Raw genomic sequence first — 20486 nt, 5'->3', positions numbered from 1 at the left:
CCGTCTCTTCATAGTTGCGATATCAAGGTCGGCGTCATACGCACTCGAGCGCGCCGGGAACACCGGAGATGGGTTGGCTTGCATCCAACGGCGGCGTCAACGCTGCCAGCCTGTCCGCCAGCCGATTCTGCATCACTGCCATACTGCCGTGATGATCGGGATAAAGCTTGATTTGCTCATCGCTGAGCAGTCCAGCCAAGCTGTCGAGGCCATCGATCTCTTCACTTTGAAGGGTTTTCAGCAACGCCAATTGATTCATCCTGCTGTCCAGCAATTGCTCCAATACCAGCATGCCTTCCTCCGGCTCGATAGAGCCTAATCCCAGCGCGCGCATCCGGTCACGGTAACGGACGTCACTCACTGAGCCGACACTCCCCCAATAGCCCCAATTCATGACTTTGACCGGGCAAGGCCAATCGGCTCTGAGCCGATCGGCAAAAGCGTCGGCAAACGTGCAGCCGGCAGCATAGTTGCTTTGACCAGCGGCCGTGCTAAAGGACATCATTGACGAGAAAAACAGGACAAAATCCAGCGAAGCGGCGCTTGGCTCGAACGCCCGAGCCAGTGCAACACTGGTTGCGACCTTAGCGTTCAGCACACGGGTAAAGGTTTGCTCATCCATATTGGCCAGGCTTTGGTCCTTAAGCACGATTGCCGAGTGCACCACACCGTTGATCTCACCAAAGCGCTCGATAATGTGTCGCCGTACCTCGACCAGTTGCTGCTCGTCTGCGGCATCGGCCTGGAAATAAACAGGCGCCGGAGCATTATGGCGCAGACTAACGGCAGTCAGTTCATCGAGCTTGGCTTTAAGCGGTTGATCCGGCGATCGACGACCGATCCAAATCACCCGAGCGCGATGGCGGCTGATGACATAGCGGCTCCAAACTGCACCGATCCCGCCCGCGCCGCCGATCACCAAGTAGACACCGCCGTCGCGATAGGCGGGCTGCTGCGTTGCGGGCGGCGCATCGACCGTCACCCGTGCCAGCCTGCGGAACCACCACTGATCGTGGCGCAGCGCCAGCAATTCACCTGAAGCAACGTGATCGAATGGCGCATTGGCCAGCGAGGTTAACTGTTCGCTCGGCAAATCTGCGAGTTGCACTCGCCAGTGCGGATATTCCTTGGCTAAAGAGCCGGCCAATCCGTGCACTGCAGCATGGGCAGGCCGGCAGGCCTCGCCCGGCAGCGGGTTAATCGTCTGCCCGGTGACCAACGTCAAGCGTAGAGGCTGGCGACCGTAACCTAGGCTCAGCAGCACCTTGATCAGTCTGAACAGCGCCAGTACGCCATGCTGTTGTGCGGCAACCAGTTCCGACGCGCTGGCACAGTGGTCGTCGCTTGACGGCGCTAACCAAATCACGTCGACAAGTTTCGGTTGGGTGTTCAGTGCGGCCAAGTAGCCGGCCTCCGAGTCGTCTGCGTTCAGCGCCAACACAGCGCCGGGATAAAGCTCGGCCAACGCCGGGCGCTGCGCCGGGGTTGCGCCGAAGATCAGCGTCGCGCCCTCCTGTTGACGTCGCTCAACGACCGCACCGTTGACCACCGACCAAATCGGCGCCAGCACATGTCGCTCTTCGCGCTGTTGCTGGGGGACGAGTGAATCAACCCGCCCGAGCGCCGCGTTTGGCGGTCTTGAATCTGCAGGCAGGCGCCTTGAGCTTAAGCCCAAGAATCGTACGCAGATTTGCCCTTGGTCGTCGCAAAGATCAATATCCATTTTGCCGGCCGCGTTATTTACGTCGTCTCTGTGAAGCAGCGCCCACATCCGCTGACGACAAGGCGCGAGGATTTCCAGCCGGTCCAGCGCAAAGGGCATAAAAGGCGACGCCCAGTTCGCCACACTGCCGTCGAGCGGCAACAACATGCCGATTGCCGCCTGCAGTGCGCTGTCCGTGATCCCCAGGTTCAGCCACCAGTCATCGGCTGTGCCGGGCAATGCCTCGTTCAGTTCCAACTCCGCCAGCACATCACGCCGACCGCCCCGCTGCGCCACCCTCAACTGGCGAATCCCGCGATGGCTGTCGCCGTAATCGATGCCCATTTCACTAAAGAGACGGTAAACTTCGTCGCTGTCAAGCCGCAGTCGCCAGTTCAAGCCCTGCCAGTACGCCAGATCCAATGGATCTTCCTGAAGCGACAGGCCGGTGATCGCTGTGGCCTGGCCATGCAGCACGGAGGAACTGCCTTCGTTGGTGACCAATTTGACACCGATCCGTTCGTCCACGCGCGCCAGGTTAATCTGCATCCGGCGCGGATTGGACTCAACCGTCAACGGCGCTAACCAGTGCAGCTGCTCAATCACCATCGCGTTTGCTTGACCGTGGGCCAACGAATGCGTCACCGCTACCCGAATCATTTCCAAATACGCCACGCCAGGCAGGGTCTTGCGCCCGCTCACCCTGTGATCTTTCAGCCAAGGTTCGTTCCCGCTGAATTCAGTCACAAATTGCTGTTGATCAAATCGTGAGCTGTTTTGATGCACTAACGGGTGCAACTGCATAGGCGTTGATGACGATAGTGCTCTAGCTTCCGTGGGCGCCCAGTAACGGCGGGTGGCAAACGGATAACTCGGCAAGCTGATTCGCTGGCGTTGTTCACCGCTGGCAGCCCATAGTGCTGTCCAGTCAACGGGCAGGCCTTCGCTCCACAACTGCAGCAACGACTGCTGTTCACCGTCCGTAAAGAGCTTGACCAGCTGCTCGCGCCACTGCGCCTGAAAACGGCCTTTAAACTGTTCAACCCGCTCGCTGGTCGTGGTCGCGTCGCCGCAAACCCAGCCGCGACTGTCGCCGTCTGACAGGCGCCGTAATGCGTCGAGCAAGCTTGTCATTGTGCTGGTGATGAACGCTGCGCGATGCTCCATTGCTTCCCGGCCCACTTGCAGCGTATAAGCAATGGCCGCCAAGCTATCCGTGGCTTGCGAGCGCTCGAGTCTGGCCAGCAAGCGGCTGGCGATCTGCCGCAGCTGCTCGGGCTCTCGGGCCGACAACAAAATCATTTCGGGCTTGCCACTATCGTCAAGCACAGGCTTGGCTTGACTGTACTCCGCGACGATTAAATGGCCGTTGGAGCCGCCGGCACCAAACGAGGAAATGCCGGCGATCCGCGGTACGGCCTGACCATTCAGCAACGGCTGCGGCCACGCTCGCAGTTGCTGGTTGACCTCGAAGGGCGTTGCCGTAAAGTCAATAAAGGGATTGAGTTTTTGGGAGTGCAGCGACGGCACAATTTGCCGGTGTTTCAATTGCAGCAGCACCTTGGTCAACCCAGCAATGCCAGCCGCCGCTTCACAGTGACCGATATTCGACTTGACCGAACCTAACCAGCAAGTCTGCTCAGGCTTGCGTGTTCCCAACGCGTTGGCCAAACCAGCGATCTCAATCGGATCGCCCAGCTTGGTGCCCGTACCATGCGCCTCAATATAGTTGACGGTCGCCGGATCGACGCCGGCGTCCTGTAGCGCGCCGCTGATTGCTGCCTGCTGCGCCCGTGGGTTGGGCACGCTGTAACCGGTGCTTTTGCCACCGTGATTAAGGTAACTGCCTTTGATCACCCCATAAATGTGATCGCCGTCGCGCTGCGCATCGGTCAGTCGTTTTAGGATGACTGCACCCACGCCCTCGCCCGGCACATAGCCATCACCGCCTTCGCCGAAGCTAGCGCAATGGCCCTGGTTCGAGATGAATTGACCGCTGCTCAGCATCAAATATTTGTTGGGGTGAATCGTCAGGTTGACGCCTCCGGCAATAGCCATCGAGGTGCGGCCATTGCGCAAATCCTGACAGGCTAGATGAATGGCAGTCAGCGAGCTGGAGCACATCGAGTCGACTGTCATGCTCGGGCCCTGCAGATTGAGGCAGAAGGATGTCCGGTTGGCAATGCTGGCGGTGCAGCCAGCAAAGCCCATGCGCTGGCCCCGCAAGCTGGCTTCAGCACCGAATAGCTGGTATTCGCCATACATGACGCCGACGTAGACGCCAACTTGCGCGCTATCCTCGGTCTGCTCGCCACCGATGCGGCGACTGTAACCTGCATCTTCCATCGCCGACCAGGCAGTCTGCAGAAATAGCCGCTCCTGCGGATCGATAAGTTCAGCTTCCAGCGGCGAAATATTGAAAAACAGTGGATCAAATTGATCGACGCCATCGATAAACCCGCCCCACTTACTGTTGTGCACCCCGCTTTCGCTGCGATTTTCACTGTAGTAGTCGCGCCAGTTCCAGCGCTCGGCCGGAATTTCGCTGATGCTGTTTTTGCCTTCGCGTAGGTTCTGCCAAAAAACCTCCAGATTGTCAGCCGCGGGATAGCGCCCCGCCACGCCGATGATAGCGATATCGTCCCTGGGCTGAGGGCCTGGCTGGCTACCTTGCAAACTTTGCTGGACACGAGGGCTTGTCGTATTCACCACGCTGTCGAACAGCCGGCGGCGCGGACTGCCTTTGCTCCCGGATTCTGGCGTCGTCAGCGGCTTTTGTTCGCCAGTCGGAACCACCGCCGTCGTACCTTGCGGCTCGAGTGGCCGGTTTGCCAAATAGTGCGCCAGTTGCTGCAAGCTGGAGTATTCAAATAACAGCGTACGCGGTAAAGCGCCAAAACGTTTTTCGAGCACGCTGGTCATCTCCATGATCATCAGCGAGTCAAGGCCATATTGCTCGAAGCACTGTGCATCATCGATCTGTTCCAGCGCGATCCCCAGGGTGCTCGCCAGCATTGCTCGCAGTTGCGCGATTAACGAGTCGCTGGCAGCAGGCGGGACTTGGCTGACAGCGGGCCTTTGCGGCAGTCGCGCGACTAGATGATCCGCCAAGCTTTGCAAGCTGGGATATTCAAAGAACAACGTCTTTGGCAGCGGCCCAAAGCGTTTTTCCAGCGCCGCCGTCATATCCATGACCATCAGTGAGTCAATGCCGTATTTTTCAAACGGCTCGTCGTTGTCAAGCCGCGACTCAGCGATCTTGATCGTGTCAGCGAATAACCGGCGCAATCCAGTTAATACATCTTCGCCTTCAACCGCTGTGATGGCTGGGCTAGCCGGCGCCGGTTCACGGCTCAGCAGCGCGACTAGCCTGTCTCTGTCGCCTGCCAGTACCATCAGCTGATCTTCATCGCTTTGCAGCGCCTGGTATAGCGCCCGAATGCCCGTTGTCCCGGTCATCGCCTTGATGCCAGTGCGTTGCGCCAGCGCGCGCCGGGCGGCATCGTCCATTTGCATGCCGCCTTCAAGCCACAGCGGCCAGTTGATTGCCACGGTGCGGCCATGGCGCTGTCCCGCCGCGACCCGTTGATTGCGCAAACCGGCAAAAGCATCAAGATAGCCGTTAGCTGCAGCGTAATCACTCTGCCCGGCGTTGCCCAGTACGCTGGCAATGGATGAACAAAGCACAAAGAAGTCCAGTGCCACTGCAGCGCTGCACTGGTCGAGATGGCGCACGCCAGCCACCTTAGCAGCGAACACGTCTTCAAAGTCCTGCTGCGTTTTATGTGACAACAGCGTGTCACGAGTGAGCCCAGCGCAATGGATAATGCCATGTAATCCGCCGCGCTCCATCATGATTCCAGCGATCAAGCGCTCAACCTGACCTGCCTCTGCAAGATCCACAGCGCGGTAGTGACATCGTGCGCCCAGTTGCGCCAGCTTGTCGGTGACCGACGGCGCGTTAGCCTCGGTACGGCCGCATAGCACCACGCTCGCACCCGGTGCAGCGTCCAGGATCGCCCGCGCGAAGATCATGCCAACGCCGCCCAGGCCTCCGGTAATCAGATAGACGCCGTCCGACCGCCAGGGCGCAGGGCTATGATTCAATGGTTGGTGGAGCCAAGTTAGCGCTTGGCGCTGTAACTTGCCGGCCTCAGACAGATAACGCAGTTGACGCTCATCAGGCGCAGTCCCTTCGACCGCCAGTTGCCACGCCAATTGCGACGCATCGAGCCCTGGCGACACTTCTATCAACTGACCAGTCAGCGCCGGCTGCTCCCGGCTGGCACTGTACAACAGGCCGCCAAGGCCGCGATAACCTTGCGGATCGTTTGCCGGGACGACCAGCTGAACCAGGCAACGGTGCTCAGTGCGAAGCAGTGGTTTGAGTTGTCCGGCCAGCGCCAGCGCCGCCTGTCGATAATCGTCACTGTGCATCGCCAGGACGGAAATGTGTTGATGCGCTTGCAACTGCTCCGGCAAGTTGGCAAAGGCGGGATGGTGGCCCAGCGTCAGCACCAGATGGGACACTACCGGCGCATCCGTGGCCGAAGCAAGCTCAGCGTCACGCCATTGCCGATGGCAAAGTAGCGCTTCGCTGTCAACGTCGTTGTCAGCGGACAACGTTTTGAACGACAACTGGCGCAGGGTCGCACAGCACCGGCCATTTTTGTCAAACAGAGCCAGATCAAAGCGATAGCCACCGGGTGTGCGTGCAGTGCTGCGAATCTGTACTTGCAATGTTGCCGGACAGTCGGCGAATAGCACACATTCGGCCAGTCCGTCGGGCAACAGCAACGGTGGCCGCTCTCCCAGCTCATCAAACAACAATGCCATGACCGCTTGCATCGCGGCATCCAGCAGCCCAGGATGAATAGCGTAACCTTCGTTCGCAGCAGCGTCTTCCAGTGCAACCCACGCCAGTGCTTGGTCCCCCTGGCGCAGCAGCGACTGGATTCTGCGATGGCTTATGCCATATTCGATGCCCATGGCGGTGAAACGCTGGTAGCAAGCATCGACATCCATCGGGCGAGCGTCGGCGGCCATGAAGTCAAGATTCGCCGGTTGCGCCACGGCGGTCCCAGCCACCGCTCGGCAATGCAGTTGCAGCTGTCCGGCGGAATCATACGAGCAAATCCCAATTGGGTAGTCGCCATCCGGCTGCGCCGCCAGTTCAACGAATAGCTCACCATGGTTGACCGCGTCCACGCTGAACGGCTGATACCAGGACAAATCACGGATAATTCGTGCCGCGCCGGCAGGTCGTTCACCGCCCAATGCGTGCGTTAGCGCCGCATCGATCATTCCGATCATCGCCGCACCCGGCAAAACGCCGCGACCGTTGATTCGATGGTCGGACAAGAAGCTTTCTTGACCACTGAACTGACTGAGGTAACGCAAACCGCATAAGTCAGAGACATTGCGGTGCAAAAGTGGGTGAAGTCGCTTCTCGCTCGTCGTTAGCGCTTGTGCCGGTTCATCCTTGTGCCAGTAACGCTCACGGGCAAACGGATAACCCGGCAAGCTGAGGGGCGTCGGCGTGCCCTGTCGATACATCAAGCGCCAATCCAGCGTTAAACCGTTGACCCAGGCCTGGAGCAATTTTTCATGCTGGCCGTGATCCATCCAGTTAGCCATGGCGCTTTGTATGTCTGCACCCGCCAGCAGTGACAGCGCCTTGTCGTGATCTTTGATCCGGCCGCTATAGCAAGCGGCTGTAGACGGGTGATCAATACAATTTTGCAGTTGGGTCTTCAAATGGGCGATTGAATGAGCCAGCACGCCTAGCCGATACTCCATCGCCTCCCGCCCGACCTGCAGCGTATAGGCCAGTGCCGGCAAATCAGCGTCGCCCAGCTCGCCCTGCTCCAGCGCGTGCAGCAACAAGCTAACCTGCTGCAATAGCTGAGCCTGCGTCTTGGCCGATAACGGAATGATCGCCGGCTGCTGCTCGTTGACGACAATCACCGGCCGCGGTCGATGATCTTCGTACTCTTCGATCACTACGTGCGCGTTGGCGCCACCCGCGCCAAAGGACGACACCGTAGCAATTCGCTTGAATTCCTGACGGTTGCCATCGATCATGACCTCGGGTCGATGCCAATCGGCCAGCGACTGCTGCACCACGAACGGACTGTTGGCAAAATCAATCTCAGGGTTGAGTTCACCGGCGTGCAGCGACGGAACCAATTGGCGGTGCTTTAGCTGCAGCAGCACTTTGGTGATGCCCGCGATGCCAGCAGCACTTTCACAATGACCGATATTGGACTTAATTGAGCCAATAGCACAGTACTGCTTAGCCGCCGTCTCGGCGCCGCTATTGAATGCTCTGGTCAAACCAGCAATCTCAATCGGATCCCCCAGCGACGTGCCGGTGCCGTGGGCTTCAACATAGCTTACCGCCCTAGCATCAACGCCAGCCCTGGCCAGCGAGTCGGCCACCAGTCGGCTCTGGGCCAATGGGTTAGGCACAGTATAGCCGTTGGTCTTGCCGCCGGCATTGATCATGCTCCCTTTGATCACGCCGTAAATTCGATCGCCGTCCGCCTCAGCTTGAGCCAACGGCTTAAGCAGCAGCGCACCCACACCCTCGCCGGCGACAAAGCCGTCGGCGTCCGTCCCAAACGCCTTGCACTGCTTGCCTGACGATAGCATTTTCATCTCGGTCAGACGCATGTAGTGCACGGGATCGATCACCAGATTGACCCCACCGACCAGTACGCAGTCGCTCACGCCGCTATGCAAGCTCTCCAGCGCCAGATGGATCGCGGTGATCGACGACGAACAGGCGGTATCCACCGCCATACTCGGTCCTTGGAAATTGAACTGATAAGACACCCGGTTGGCAACCGACCAATAGCTGGACTGATGGGTGTAGGTTCCGTTCATCACACCGACAAACACGCCGACTCGATGCCGTTCAGCCAAACGACCCGGCGTATAGCCGGCATCGCTGATGCAATGATAGGCCTCTTCCAAGAAGAGCCGCTCTTGGGGATCCATCTTCTGCGCCTCATGGGGCGAGATATGGAAAAACAACGGATCAAATTTGTCGATTTCCCGAATGAAACCGCCCCAGCGGGTATAAATGCCACCTTTTTTGCCCGGCGTTTGATCGAAGTATTGACGCCAATCCCAGCGATCCGCCGGCACTTCATCGATACAGTTCTCGCCATTTTTTAGACACTGCCACAGCGCTTGGACGTTATCGGAATGCGCGTAGCGTCCCGCTAGGCCGATGATCGCGACTTCAGTGCCACGCTGGCCTTTTGGTGCGCTGTCGGGCGTCTTGGCGGCAAAGCGGTGTCCAGCGGCTAGCTTGACTAACGTATTAACCGCAGGAGCCGACGCGGTATCAATCGACCCCGGCTGTTCGGCCACCGACGCCTTGTCCAGCCCCAGCAAGGCCCTAAGCTGATCTTTTTGTGACGCCACAAAATGATCCGCAAGCGCGTCGATCGTCTGGTATTCAAAGAATAGCGTGCTGCTGATTCCCGACAGCTTGTCACGCAGCAGATTGGTCAACTGCACCACCAGGATCGAATCAATGCCATACGTCTGGAGCGGCTCCCCAGCATCGATCTGCTCCGGCCGGATTTTGAACAGTTCGCCGATCATCTGCTTGAGATAGCGCACCGTCTGATCTTTTAGCGCCTGGGGCGTCACCTCGCCCACCGACACGGTTTGGGCGATCCGCTGCGGTGGCCGCGAAGCGGGGGCCGCCCGCACCGTCAAGCCCTTGGACGCAACCTTGGTCGGTTCCACATCGCTGTGCCGATCCTGCCAAATGACTCCGTTGCTCTCGGCGATCACGATTTGCTGACCAAGGTCGTGATCAGCCAGCGCCGGATAATAGATCTGCCTGTAGCCTTCACTCTCCAGCAGCTGCTTCCACTGTTTGGGTGCAAGCGCGGGTCCACCGGGCAATCGCAACTCCTGATCGTCGAATAACCACCATCCCTTGAGCAAGCCGAAGGTCAAGTGGGTAAACAAGCCGTTGCGACAAATCTCGTTGATCATCACCAGGCCGTTGTGCTTCAACGCTGCCTTGGCGTTTTTCATCGTCCGCCGTAGATCCTGCGTCGCGTGCAGGACATTGGTGGCCATGACCAGATCGTAATGGCCAATCTTGATACCTTGCCCAGCCAAAGGCTTGTCAACATCAAAGAGCTGATAGCTAAGGTACGGATTGTCCGGCCCATACGTTTGCCGCGCATGCATGAGGAATGCCTGCGATACATCGGTGTAGCAGTATTCCGCGATTTGCCGCTGATAAGGCCGGAGTTTTTCAAACGCCCGTGCACTGGTGCCGCCGGTGCCGGCGCCAATCTCCAGAATACGGATCGGCGTCTGCGGCGCCTGTTCCAGCCGTCCCCTGACAAACTCAACCATCGCGTTGAGCATCACGTCGTTGAAAAAATCGGACACTGGATTATGCTTGTATATTCCCTCAACCATGACCATCGATGAGTCAGGGAACATGATGTCCGTGGCCATGATCCGACCGCTGAGGATCGCTGGCAGCACCCGCAGAGTGGCCTCAGCAAGATTCACTTCGGCGCTCAGACTCGCGTGTTCTAGCCAATCCGGCTTTTGCGCATCCCATTCTTTCCATAGGGATTCAACTGCCAGCGGGTGACGATGGACCACGCGATAGGCTGCCGGACAATGCCCGTCCTCCATGGACAGGTAGCCGCGCTGCGCCAGCTCGTCAAGACTCTTATCGATCCAGCGGCCATACATCGGCAGCAGACCGCTGCGTTGCTTCATCTGCTCGATGATTTCGCGCTCGCCACTAAACCAGCCCAGTTGCTGCAGCTGGGCGTACAGCAAGCGAGCTTGCAACTCGTCGATGGCCGCCTTCCGGGCCTGCATTTGCTGCGTCACCGCCCGAATCTCGTGGTTGTCTACAACCAGTTGTTTTTTTATCCGGGCAATCAGCGACGGGTAGGCTTGCGTCAGCCTCTGACCATACTCACCAAAAGGCCCAGCCGGATGCGTAGGCAGCGCCAGCCGGCTGAACGTATCGCTGAGCCGCTGTGAGGTTCGCAAGAACGTAAGCTGGGAAAATGGCCCGGCCAACAGAATATCCAGCGCAGTCATCGCCTGCTCGCCCTCGATCGAACCGAGACCGACGTCAGCCATCCTTCGGCGATAGTCTTCGCTAGCCACCGAGCCGACATGCCCCCAGTAACCCCAGTTGATCACTTTGACCGGGTAGGAACACTGCTGCGCAAGGTAATGGCCAAAGGCGTTTTTGAAGGTACAACCGGCAGCGTAGTTGCTCTGCCCAGCTGACTTGGTAAAGCTTTGCAACGACGAAAAAAACAACATGAAGTCCAGCGGCTGATGCGCAAACATCTCGGCCAGACGGACACAGATATCCACCTTAGCGGTCAAACCGGTGGTAAATCTTTGCTCATCCATTCGCGCCAGACTTTGATCCTGAAGCTGAATGGCGGCATGGATCACGCCATGAATCCTGCCATACTCGGTGCAGATCTGCGCTACCGCCTGTCGTAGTGCGGCATGATTGCTGGCATCGGCGCGGATATAGCGCGGCGCAGGTCCAAGCTTGGCAAGCTCGGCGATCGCCTGATCAATGTCGTTGTTTTGCTCGCGACGCCCCAGCCAGATGATTTGCGCCCGTCGAGTGCGGATCAGATATTCACTCCACAACCGGCCGATACCACCGGCGCCGCCGATCACCAGGTATACGCCCCCATCGCGATAGAGGCTGCCTACCTCGCCTAGCTGCGCGGCCACATCCGTTGTGCCCCATTCCGACAGCGGGAGGTAAGGCGCAAGATATTGGCGGTACCAGACATCGTTGCGGCAGGCCAGCGCGTCGCCACGAGGATGCGTGGGCAACGATAGCGGGTCCACAGTGGGCCAACTGTCGTCTGCCGGCAGATCCACCAGCCGCACCCGCCAGTGGCTGTATTCCTTGGCCATGACGCCGATCAATCCGTGCACACTGGCATGCGCCGGCGCCACCGGCCCGGTCACGGTTTGGTGAGTACTGTCAGCCTCGTCGAATAAGGTCAACACCCCTCGAGTGATCACCGTCCAGGTCAGTGGCTGCTGATCCAGCGCCAACGCCAGCAGCGCCTTAATCAAACGGAAGCAGCCCAGCACGCCACGCTGCTGGGCGCAGATCATGCCGTCGAGACTTTCGTCCTGCGCCAACGTTGTCGGCGCCAGCCATACCAGATGTTCAATAGGTCCGGCTTCGCGCAGCCGTTCAGTGAGCTGCTCAATAGACTCACTACCCTCCAACAACCATGAAACAGCTTGCGGATAACGGACGCTCAACTGTTTGTGGCCCTGGGGATCATTGCCAACCAGCAGCAGCCGGCCATTAGACGGAATCAGGTCTTGGGGGCAAAAACGCTGCCACTTTTCCACCAGATAACAGTCGCTACGTGGCCGATCTTCAAGCATCACTTCCAGCGGTGACGGCTTTTTCATAACCCGTAGAGCAAATTCACGCAGCGCGGCGCAATGTTGGCCTCGTTGATTATAAATATCGATATTAAACGTCGATTGTCCCGCTTCAGATGGCTCGGCGCAAGGACGCACCCAAGCCCAAATCTGCTCACCTAGCTCAGCGCCACTCAACTGTAGTTGCGCCAACGCAAAAGGTACCCAGGTATGCTTCAGTTGCGGCGTCAAACCTTGGTCGAGCTGATCCGCGACGAGCAAGCCGACGCTCGACTGCAAAGCGCCATCCATCAAGCTGGGATGTAAAACAAGTCGCTTATGATCCGAGGTCAGCGCTTGCGGTAGCTCAATTCGCGCCAGCACTTGGCCGCCGTCGATCCGCAGCGATTTCACCGATCGGTGCCACGGGCCATAGTAGATCTGCATGCTGTCGAACAGCGGGTACAACGCATCAGCGTCAAGCATATGGCCGCCGATCGCCGCTTGCAACGAAGTCAACGACTCTGCTGGTTCATCGGCATCCTGAACAAAAGCTGCTTCGCCTTGGCAGCACACCACCTGCTGCTTGCGCTCGAGAATGTCGAAGGTCAGTCGATGTTCGTCAAGACTGTCGATACGGATCTCTACTTCAACTGAGTCGTCGCTTTGGTTACTGAGCATGACCGGCTGCAACCACACCAGATTACGCAAGCTCAGCACGCCAGTTGGCACCTGCTCCCCCAGCGAGCGGAGGATTGCCTCGCGCGCCATTTCAAGGTAGGCGACGCCCGGCAAAACTTTGTTGTCACGGACCCGGTGATCCCGCAGGAAGAACTCTCTGCCGTTGAATATTGAGATAAATTTCTGCTGCGACAGATCCGATACGTTGGTGTGCAGCAAAGGATGCAACCGTCCCTCACCGTTTTGCTGTCCTAGCGACGAGAAGTGGGATTCGCCAGAGACCCAGATCCGTTCGCGAGCAAAGGGGTAGCTCGGGAGGCTGATCCGCCTAGCCGACTCTTTCGGCTGCCCAAATAGCGTCCAGTCAAGCGCCAGCCCTTTGACCCATAGCTCTAGCAGCTTGTCATATTTGCCTTTATTGGCCCAGGCGGTCAAGGTCGCCGCCATATCCTCATCATGGGCGAGCACCGCTATTGCCGCCTTATGATCTTTGACCCGGCCAATATGAATGCCATCAAAGAAGCCGAACGGTTCAGGCTGGTTCGCCAGTAGCTCGGCGCTTTGCGCTAGTCTGTCCTGTAACTGGTCGATCGACTCGGCGATAAAAGCCAGACGATAGTCCATCGGCTCCCTGCCCTGCTGCAGCGTAAAGGCCAGATCTGCCAGCCGCGGCCGCGTATGCTCGGCACCGGTCCGATGTAGGAACTGTTGCAGTTGCTCGACTTGCTGCCGTAATTGAGTCGGTGTCCTTGCGGACAAAGGAATCATCGTTGTCTGCCCGCCGACGTCATCGTCCCGAGTCGGGGCAATATACTCGGCAATGATCACGTGTCCGTTTGAACCACCCGATCCGAAAGACGATACTGAAGCCGCACGTGGATACTCTCGCTCCCGACCATCGAGGTTCAACACTGGCCGCCGCCATTCCTGCAACTGTTGAGGGACATAAAACGGCGAATCGGCAAAGGGGATGTTGGGATTCAGACGCTTTGAATGCAACGAGGGCGCCAACTGGCGATGCTTAAGCTGCAATAGCACCTTTGCGATTCCGGCAATGCCCGCGGCTGACTCCAAGTGCCCAATATTCGATTTGACTGAGCCAACCGCGCAGTGTTGTGCCGGCACCATTTCGCTACCCAGCGTGGCGCTGCGCCGGGTAAAGCCCGATTGCAGGCCCGTGATTTCTATCGGATCTCCCAGTGCTGTACCCGTGCCGTGAGCCTCGACATAACTCAGCTCTCGTGGATCCATGCCGGCCTTGTCGAGCGAATCGGCGATCATGGCGCCCTGAGCATGGGGACTGGGCACGGTGTAGCCATGGGTCTTACCGTTATGGTTAATTGACGTCGCCCGGATCACCGCATAGATGTTGTCGCCGTCGGCTTCGGCTCGGGACAGCGGCTTGAGCAACACCGCTCCCACCCCCTCGCCGGGCACAAAACCGTCCCCCCCGTCGCCAAAGCTGCGACAGCGTCCGTCAGAAGACGACATCGTCAGCTGGGACTGAATGAAATATTTGTTCGGATGCAATGATAGGTTGACGCCACCGGCCAGGGCCAATTGGCACTCGCCGCGCCTTAGGCTCTCGACCGCCAAATGCAGCGCAGTCAACGACGATGAGCAGATGGTGTCGACCGCCATACTCGGACCGTTGCAGTCGAAGACGTAAGACACGCGATTGGCGATCGAACCAAACGATGAATCGACCGCATCATCGGTACAGTCCGCGGCGCTCGAGCGGGTATAAAGCAAGTATTCGCCGTGCATCACACCGACAAATACCCCCATTTCACCCTGGTAATGACGTCGCAGCCCAGCTCGATCGTAGCCGGCGTCTTCGAGCGTGCGCCAGGCGGTTTCGAGAAAGATCCGCTCTTGAGGATCCATCCGCTCGGCATCCCGCGGCGAAATATTGAAAAAGAGCGGATCAAAACGATCGATGTCGTCGATAAAGCCGCCCCACTTGGTGTGGATCTTGCCTTTTAAACTGCGGTCGCGGCTGTAATATTTGCTGTGCTCCCAACGCTCGGTGGGTATCTCGCTGATACTATCGACACCGTTTTTGAGGTTGTTCCAAAAACTGTCGATATCCGCCGCGCCCGGGAACCGACCGGCCAAGCCAATGATGGCGATCGGCTCATTTCGTTCACTACGATCATAGCGTCGCCATGCTGTTACGCGTGTCTGCTGTTGCGCTCTGGCGGCTAGGATGGGCTGCGTCGCCTGAATCCCGAGTAATTGCCTGCTGCGCACCGGATGCTCAGCCACAAAATAGCCCGCCAGCGCAGCGATGCTTTGGTACTCGAAGAATAGAGTCGCCGATAGCTCGCCAAACTCCTGGGCCAAGCGTTGGTTGAGCGTGGTGATCATGAGCGACGTCAAGCCGTAACGATCGAAGGTGTCGTCACAATCGAGGCTACTCTCAGGAATCGCCGATACCTGTGAGAAATGGCGCTTGATATGGCTTTCCAGCGCCCGTCGCAGCGCCTTATCTTGTTCTAGCTGCGACGCCTCGTTTTCTGGCTGCAACGCCTCGTTGCGCAACATCTCGGCGCAAGCGCTGTTTGCCGACGCAGCGATATGGCAATCGATAGCCGCAAACGGATAAGCCGTCAACGCCACCCGACGATGGTGATGCCGAGCAATCTGCGCTAAGCTGCTCTGTCCAGCGACCCATTGGCCGGCAATCGCTGTCAACGCCTGGCGGTCCAATCCCCGAAGATCCTTTTCAATACGGCTAGACTGCGGCTCTTTTTTGAGACTGCCGCGCAGCGGCATCTCCGAATGTTGACCTTTCAGTCGCTCCACCAACTCGTCTCGGCTATCGGCTACGACCGCCAGGCGATGGTTGAGCGCGACTCGGCCGACACATAAGGTATAGCTGATATCCCCCAGGCTGGCGTCGCCAAACCGGCCAGCTTGCATATCGTCAGCAAACGCTGAAACCAATTGATCAAGCTGCTCGTCACTCGCAGCGGCAAACGGGAACAGCCAGGGCCCGTCGCTTTGCCGCACAGCGGCCTGTTGTGGCGGCGCCTCGAGAATCAGATGGCCACCCGATCCGCTAGCGCCAAAAGCATTAATTAGCGCGCGCTGCGGTCCCTGCCAGTCGCTCAGCTGATCGGCGATGGCAAGATGATTGTCGTTCAAACAAATCATCGGACTGAGCGGATTACAACCGAGCGTCGGCGCGATCTGCCGGTGTTTCAACTGCATCAGCACTTTGGTGATCTGCGACAGTGCCGACGCTGATTCGAGGTGGCCGATATTGGCTTTGATTGATCCTACCAATAGCGGCGCATCGCTACGACGAGCACCGAACACGTTGCTGATCGCCGCAAACTCCGCCCCATCCGCCAGGCTGGCGCCGGGGGCCGCGGCTTCGACATAACCGATCTCGTCAGCAGACAATCCCGCCTGTTGTAGCACTCGACGCATCGACAGAGCGTGGCTATCGGCATTGGGCGCTCCGTAACGGAAAGTCTTACCGCTATGGCTGATCGCCGTTGCACGGATAACGCCGAAAATGGAATCGCCATCCCGCGTGGCGTCCTCGAGTGGCCTAATCAACAGCGCGCCGACACCTTCGCCAGCCACCCATCCGTTGGCATGGCGGCCAAACGGATAAGATTGGCTATCGTCGGATAACAGCTTCAGTGAAGTCAGCAGCTCGAGATGCGATGGATGGCTGATCAAGTTGACGCCACCGACAATCGCTGCGTGGCACTCGCCTTGGCGAATACTGTTGCAAGCGAAATGCAACGCAGTCATCGCCGACGAGCATGACGTATCGAAAGCGACGCTGGGACCATTAAAATCGTTGAAGAAAGACACACGGTTGGCGATCGCCGACAGGAACGAGGTGGCCCGCTCGCCTTGTTCAGTCGGCCGATGATGCTCGTAATCGCCCCACATTGCGCCGACAAACACGCCAATGCGCTCGGCCTGCCGCCGCAGGCTCGCAGCGGTATAGCCGCTACTTTCCAGACAGTGCCAAACCGCTTGCAAGAACAAACGCTCCTGAGGATCGAGCGTTTTCGCCTCAGCCGGCGTAATTTTGAACAGCAATGGATCAAACAACTGCTTGCCCGCCAGTGCGCCCACTGCCCACTGTGGCGAATCGCTCGCCTCGTCGCTGCCGTCAATTAACGCTTCGCGACTCAATGTGGCGATGCTCGCGCGGCCAGCGCTCAAGTTTTGCCATAGCTCATCCGGGTTCGCGGCGCCGGGATAGCGGCCGCTGATCCCGACGATCGCCATCGCATCGCCATTGCAGCGCCCATCGACCGCTCGGGTCGACAAGTGCCCGTTGCTCCCATGCGTCGACGCGTGAGCGACTTGAGCGGATTCGCCGATGCCGTGAATTTCCAGCCGCGGCCAGTCAGCGGGCAGTGATTGCGTCACCGCACCGCCCACAAAGCTGTGCACCAACTCATCGTCGTCATTCAAATCGAACGCATCACGGATCTTGTTGAAATACATCGATCCGATCGGGCACAGGCCAATGCCGAACTCACCTTGTTTTTCCAGCAGTAGCTGACCGATTCTGCCCGCTTGAAGCAAATTAAAATAACGGCTTTCATCACCGTAGGCCGTAGCGCGACCGGCGACGATAAAAATGCGCAGCCGTGCCTGATGAGCGTGCTTACGGTTAAACGGCGTATAGCAACTGCTGATTGCCGATAGATCGCCGTCGCTAACCCGCGCTAAGCTATGGCTGTCGCCATCGTAGCGGTATATCCCGGCGGGCAGACATGGTCCCTGGCAGCCTTGCTGTACGCTTTGTTCAGCAACGTGCAAATAAATTTTCAGCGCTAACCTGGCATCGGTGTGGTACAACCGCCCGTTGTCCTGATCGGCCCGCAACAGGTTCAACAGCCGGCTCAGCTGGCCTAAATTCAGCGGCCCATCACAGTATTGCCGCTTGGCGGCCCGCAGCCGCAAGGCGTCAGCACTGATCGGCTCTGCGCACAGCTCGATAACGCCGTCACCCTGCTCCGGCAAGTCATGGCGGATCTGGCGCTGTTCTTCGTGCAGTTGAGCCAATTCCTCCCGGGTGGGTAACGCAAAACCGTTATTTTTCTCACTGAGAAAATCAGCAAACAGAGGACCAGACTGACGCCAATGATCATTCAGTGCTTGCCCCTCCTCAGCCAGGGCGGCCGGCGCCACGCCCTCAATCAGGCAATGCAGGAACCGGTGGCTCGGCCGTAACTTAAACAACCCGGCAATCGCCGCAAAATCTACGCCGTAGGCCGGGGTCAACGCGATGTTAAAGTCGCGCTGGCGGGACAACAATAGCTGCTCAATATAACCCGCCTCGAGCACCAGCAAGAAGGGTGATGCTTTATTGTAGATTGGCGCGATCGCGTCATTTTCGGCGATCAAAAATAGTGCAAAGCCAGCCTCGGCCAGCTGCGCGCGTTGCCCTATTGGCAACGTCTGTGGATCCAGCTTGGCCGGTACGCTAACAGGCAGCAGGCGATTAAGCTGCGGTTGGTAATAGTAGACGCCGCCAGCCAAGCCGTCGATCCGCTCCTCGGCCACATACAGATAGCACTGGACCGCATTCAAGCCACCCGCTGACGAATAGAGGTACTTGCCGTGGCCGTCTAGCGGCACCTCTCGTAGCAGCGACAGCAGGCGTCCAAGCCGTTCAAGATTCGCAGATGCCCCCCTAGTCGGTCGCCAGTATGCCTGAGGATCAAAGCTGACTTTTTCTAACGAGATGGAACCATTGACCGTTGATTGGCAAGCCGGTGCAGCGCTCAGCGGCTCTGGCTCTGGCTCCACCTCGTCAGCCGTTATGCCTTTAGCATCAAGAATATAAGCGCTCACCGCAGCGATGGTCGGATGCTCCAGAAACACATCGACTGGCAGCGTCACCTGATGCTGCTGCTGGATGCTATGGACTGCTTGCACCAACGTAAAGGAGGTTGCGCCTTGATCGAAAAGATCGTCATCGACCGCCAGTTCGTCGACGCCGAGCGCCTCGATAAAATACTGCTGCAGCCAGGCGGTCAGCGCCTGCGGATTAATCACTTGCCTGTGCGGTTGGGCCGTCGCCTCCACGTCACCCGTGAGCAGCGCCTTGCGATCCGCTTTGCCGTGGACGGTCACGGGAACCTGGTCAATAAAGCTGACCAGATTGGGCACCATGTACTCCGGCAAGCGAGTTTTAACGAAGTCCCGTACCGCTTTCTTGTCTAACCCCTGCGCTACCACAAAAGCCACTAGTTTGGGATCTGCTGAACTCGGGTCCTTGACCAGCACCGCCGCATCATCGATCGCTGGATGGCTTTTCAGTGCGCTTTCGATCTCGCCCAGCTCAATGCGAAAGCCTCGCAACTTGACCTGCGAATCGAAACGGCCAAGCAGCTCGATCTCACCATTACTGAGGAAACGGGCTTTATCACCTGTACGGTATAGCCTGGCGCCGGCCTCACTAGAGAACGGATCGCGGATAAACTTTTCAGCCGTCAACTCAGGCCGATTGAGATAGCCTCGAGCCAGGCCGACACCACCGATACACAGCTCGCCAGTTTCACCGGCCGCTACCGGCTTTGCTTCGCTATCCAGAATATATATCTGGATATTATCGATAGCCCGACCGATTGGCACGATCTGGTCTTCTCGCGGCTCACCACGCCAATAGGTCACGTCCACCGCCGCTTCGGTCGGACCATATAAGTTATGTAATTCGGCGCTCAGCAGTTGGCGAAACTGGAGTAGCAAGTCGTGAGTCAGCGCCTCGCCGCTAACGAATACTTTCTGCAGCGATACGCATTCGGAGACTGCTGGATGCTTGAGGAAAAAGCGCAGCATCGAAGGCACAAAATGGCAGATCGTAATCTGCTCCGCTTGAATGACCTCCACCAGGTAATGCGCGTCCTTGTGGCCTTCCGGCTTGGCTATGACTAAGCAAGCACCGCTGAGCAGCGGCAAAAACAGTTCCCAGACTGAGACATCAAAAGTAAAGGGTGTTTTTTGTAAGATCCGATCGGCTGAGCCAACATCATAATGGCGCTGCATCCACAGCAGACGATTACAAATCGCCTTATGCGGCAGCATGCAGCCTTTAGGCCGGCCGGTAGAGCCCGACGTGTAGATGATATAGGCTAAATCATCGGGGCCATTGATTGGCACAGGATTAGTCTCATTGCCAGACAGCGCTTGTTGATTAGCCTCGTCCAAGCAAAGCACTTCGCCATCATATCCCGCCAGCCGTTCACGAAAACGCTGCTGCGTCAGCAGCACTGTCACCGCAGCGTCTTCAATGATCAACGCCAATCGCTCATCGGGATAGCCGGGATCCAGCGGCAAATAAGCGCCACCGGCCTTCATAATCGCCAGCAGCGCAATGATCAGCTCTACTGAGCGCTCCATCTGAACGCCCACCAGACTATCTGGCCCGATTCCCAGCTCCCGCAGGTAGTGAGCTAGCCGATTAGCTTGCCGGTTTAACTCGCGATAGCTTAAGGTCTGACCTTCAAAACGAACCGCCACCGCGTCCGGACTGCGTTCGACCTGCGCTTCGATCAACTGCTGCAAGCACTTGTCCAGTGGGTATGCGTTGTGAGTATCGTTCCGACCGGAAAGGGCCTTACTGTCTTGTTTGTTCACGAATTACTATCCTGGTCATTGTGCACAGCAATCATGTCCGGGCAATGCCGCTGGTTGC

Annotated in this window: 1 protein-coding gene; it reads right to left on the bottom strand. The window is 58.1% G+C overall.

Annotated features, from left to right (window positions below; translation table 11 throughout):
* Positions 1–34: 34 nt before the first annotated feature.
* Entirely contained in the window at positions 35–20428 is a 20394-nt protein-coding gene (locus RA167_RS05420; RefSeq protein WP_076786963.1) for an amino acid adenylation domain-containing protein, read from the bottom strand.
* Between the last annotated feature and the right edge of the window lie 58 nt (positions 20429–20486).

This window comes from Mycetohabitans endofungorum (assembly GCF_037477895.1).
GTDB lineage: Bacteria > Pseudomonadota > Gammaproteobacteria > Burkholderiales > Burkholderiaceae > Mycetohabitans.
Note: the sequence above shows the minus strand (reverse complement) of the source record. Positions and strands in the feature narration are given on the sequence as shown.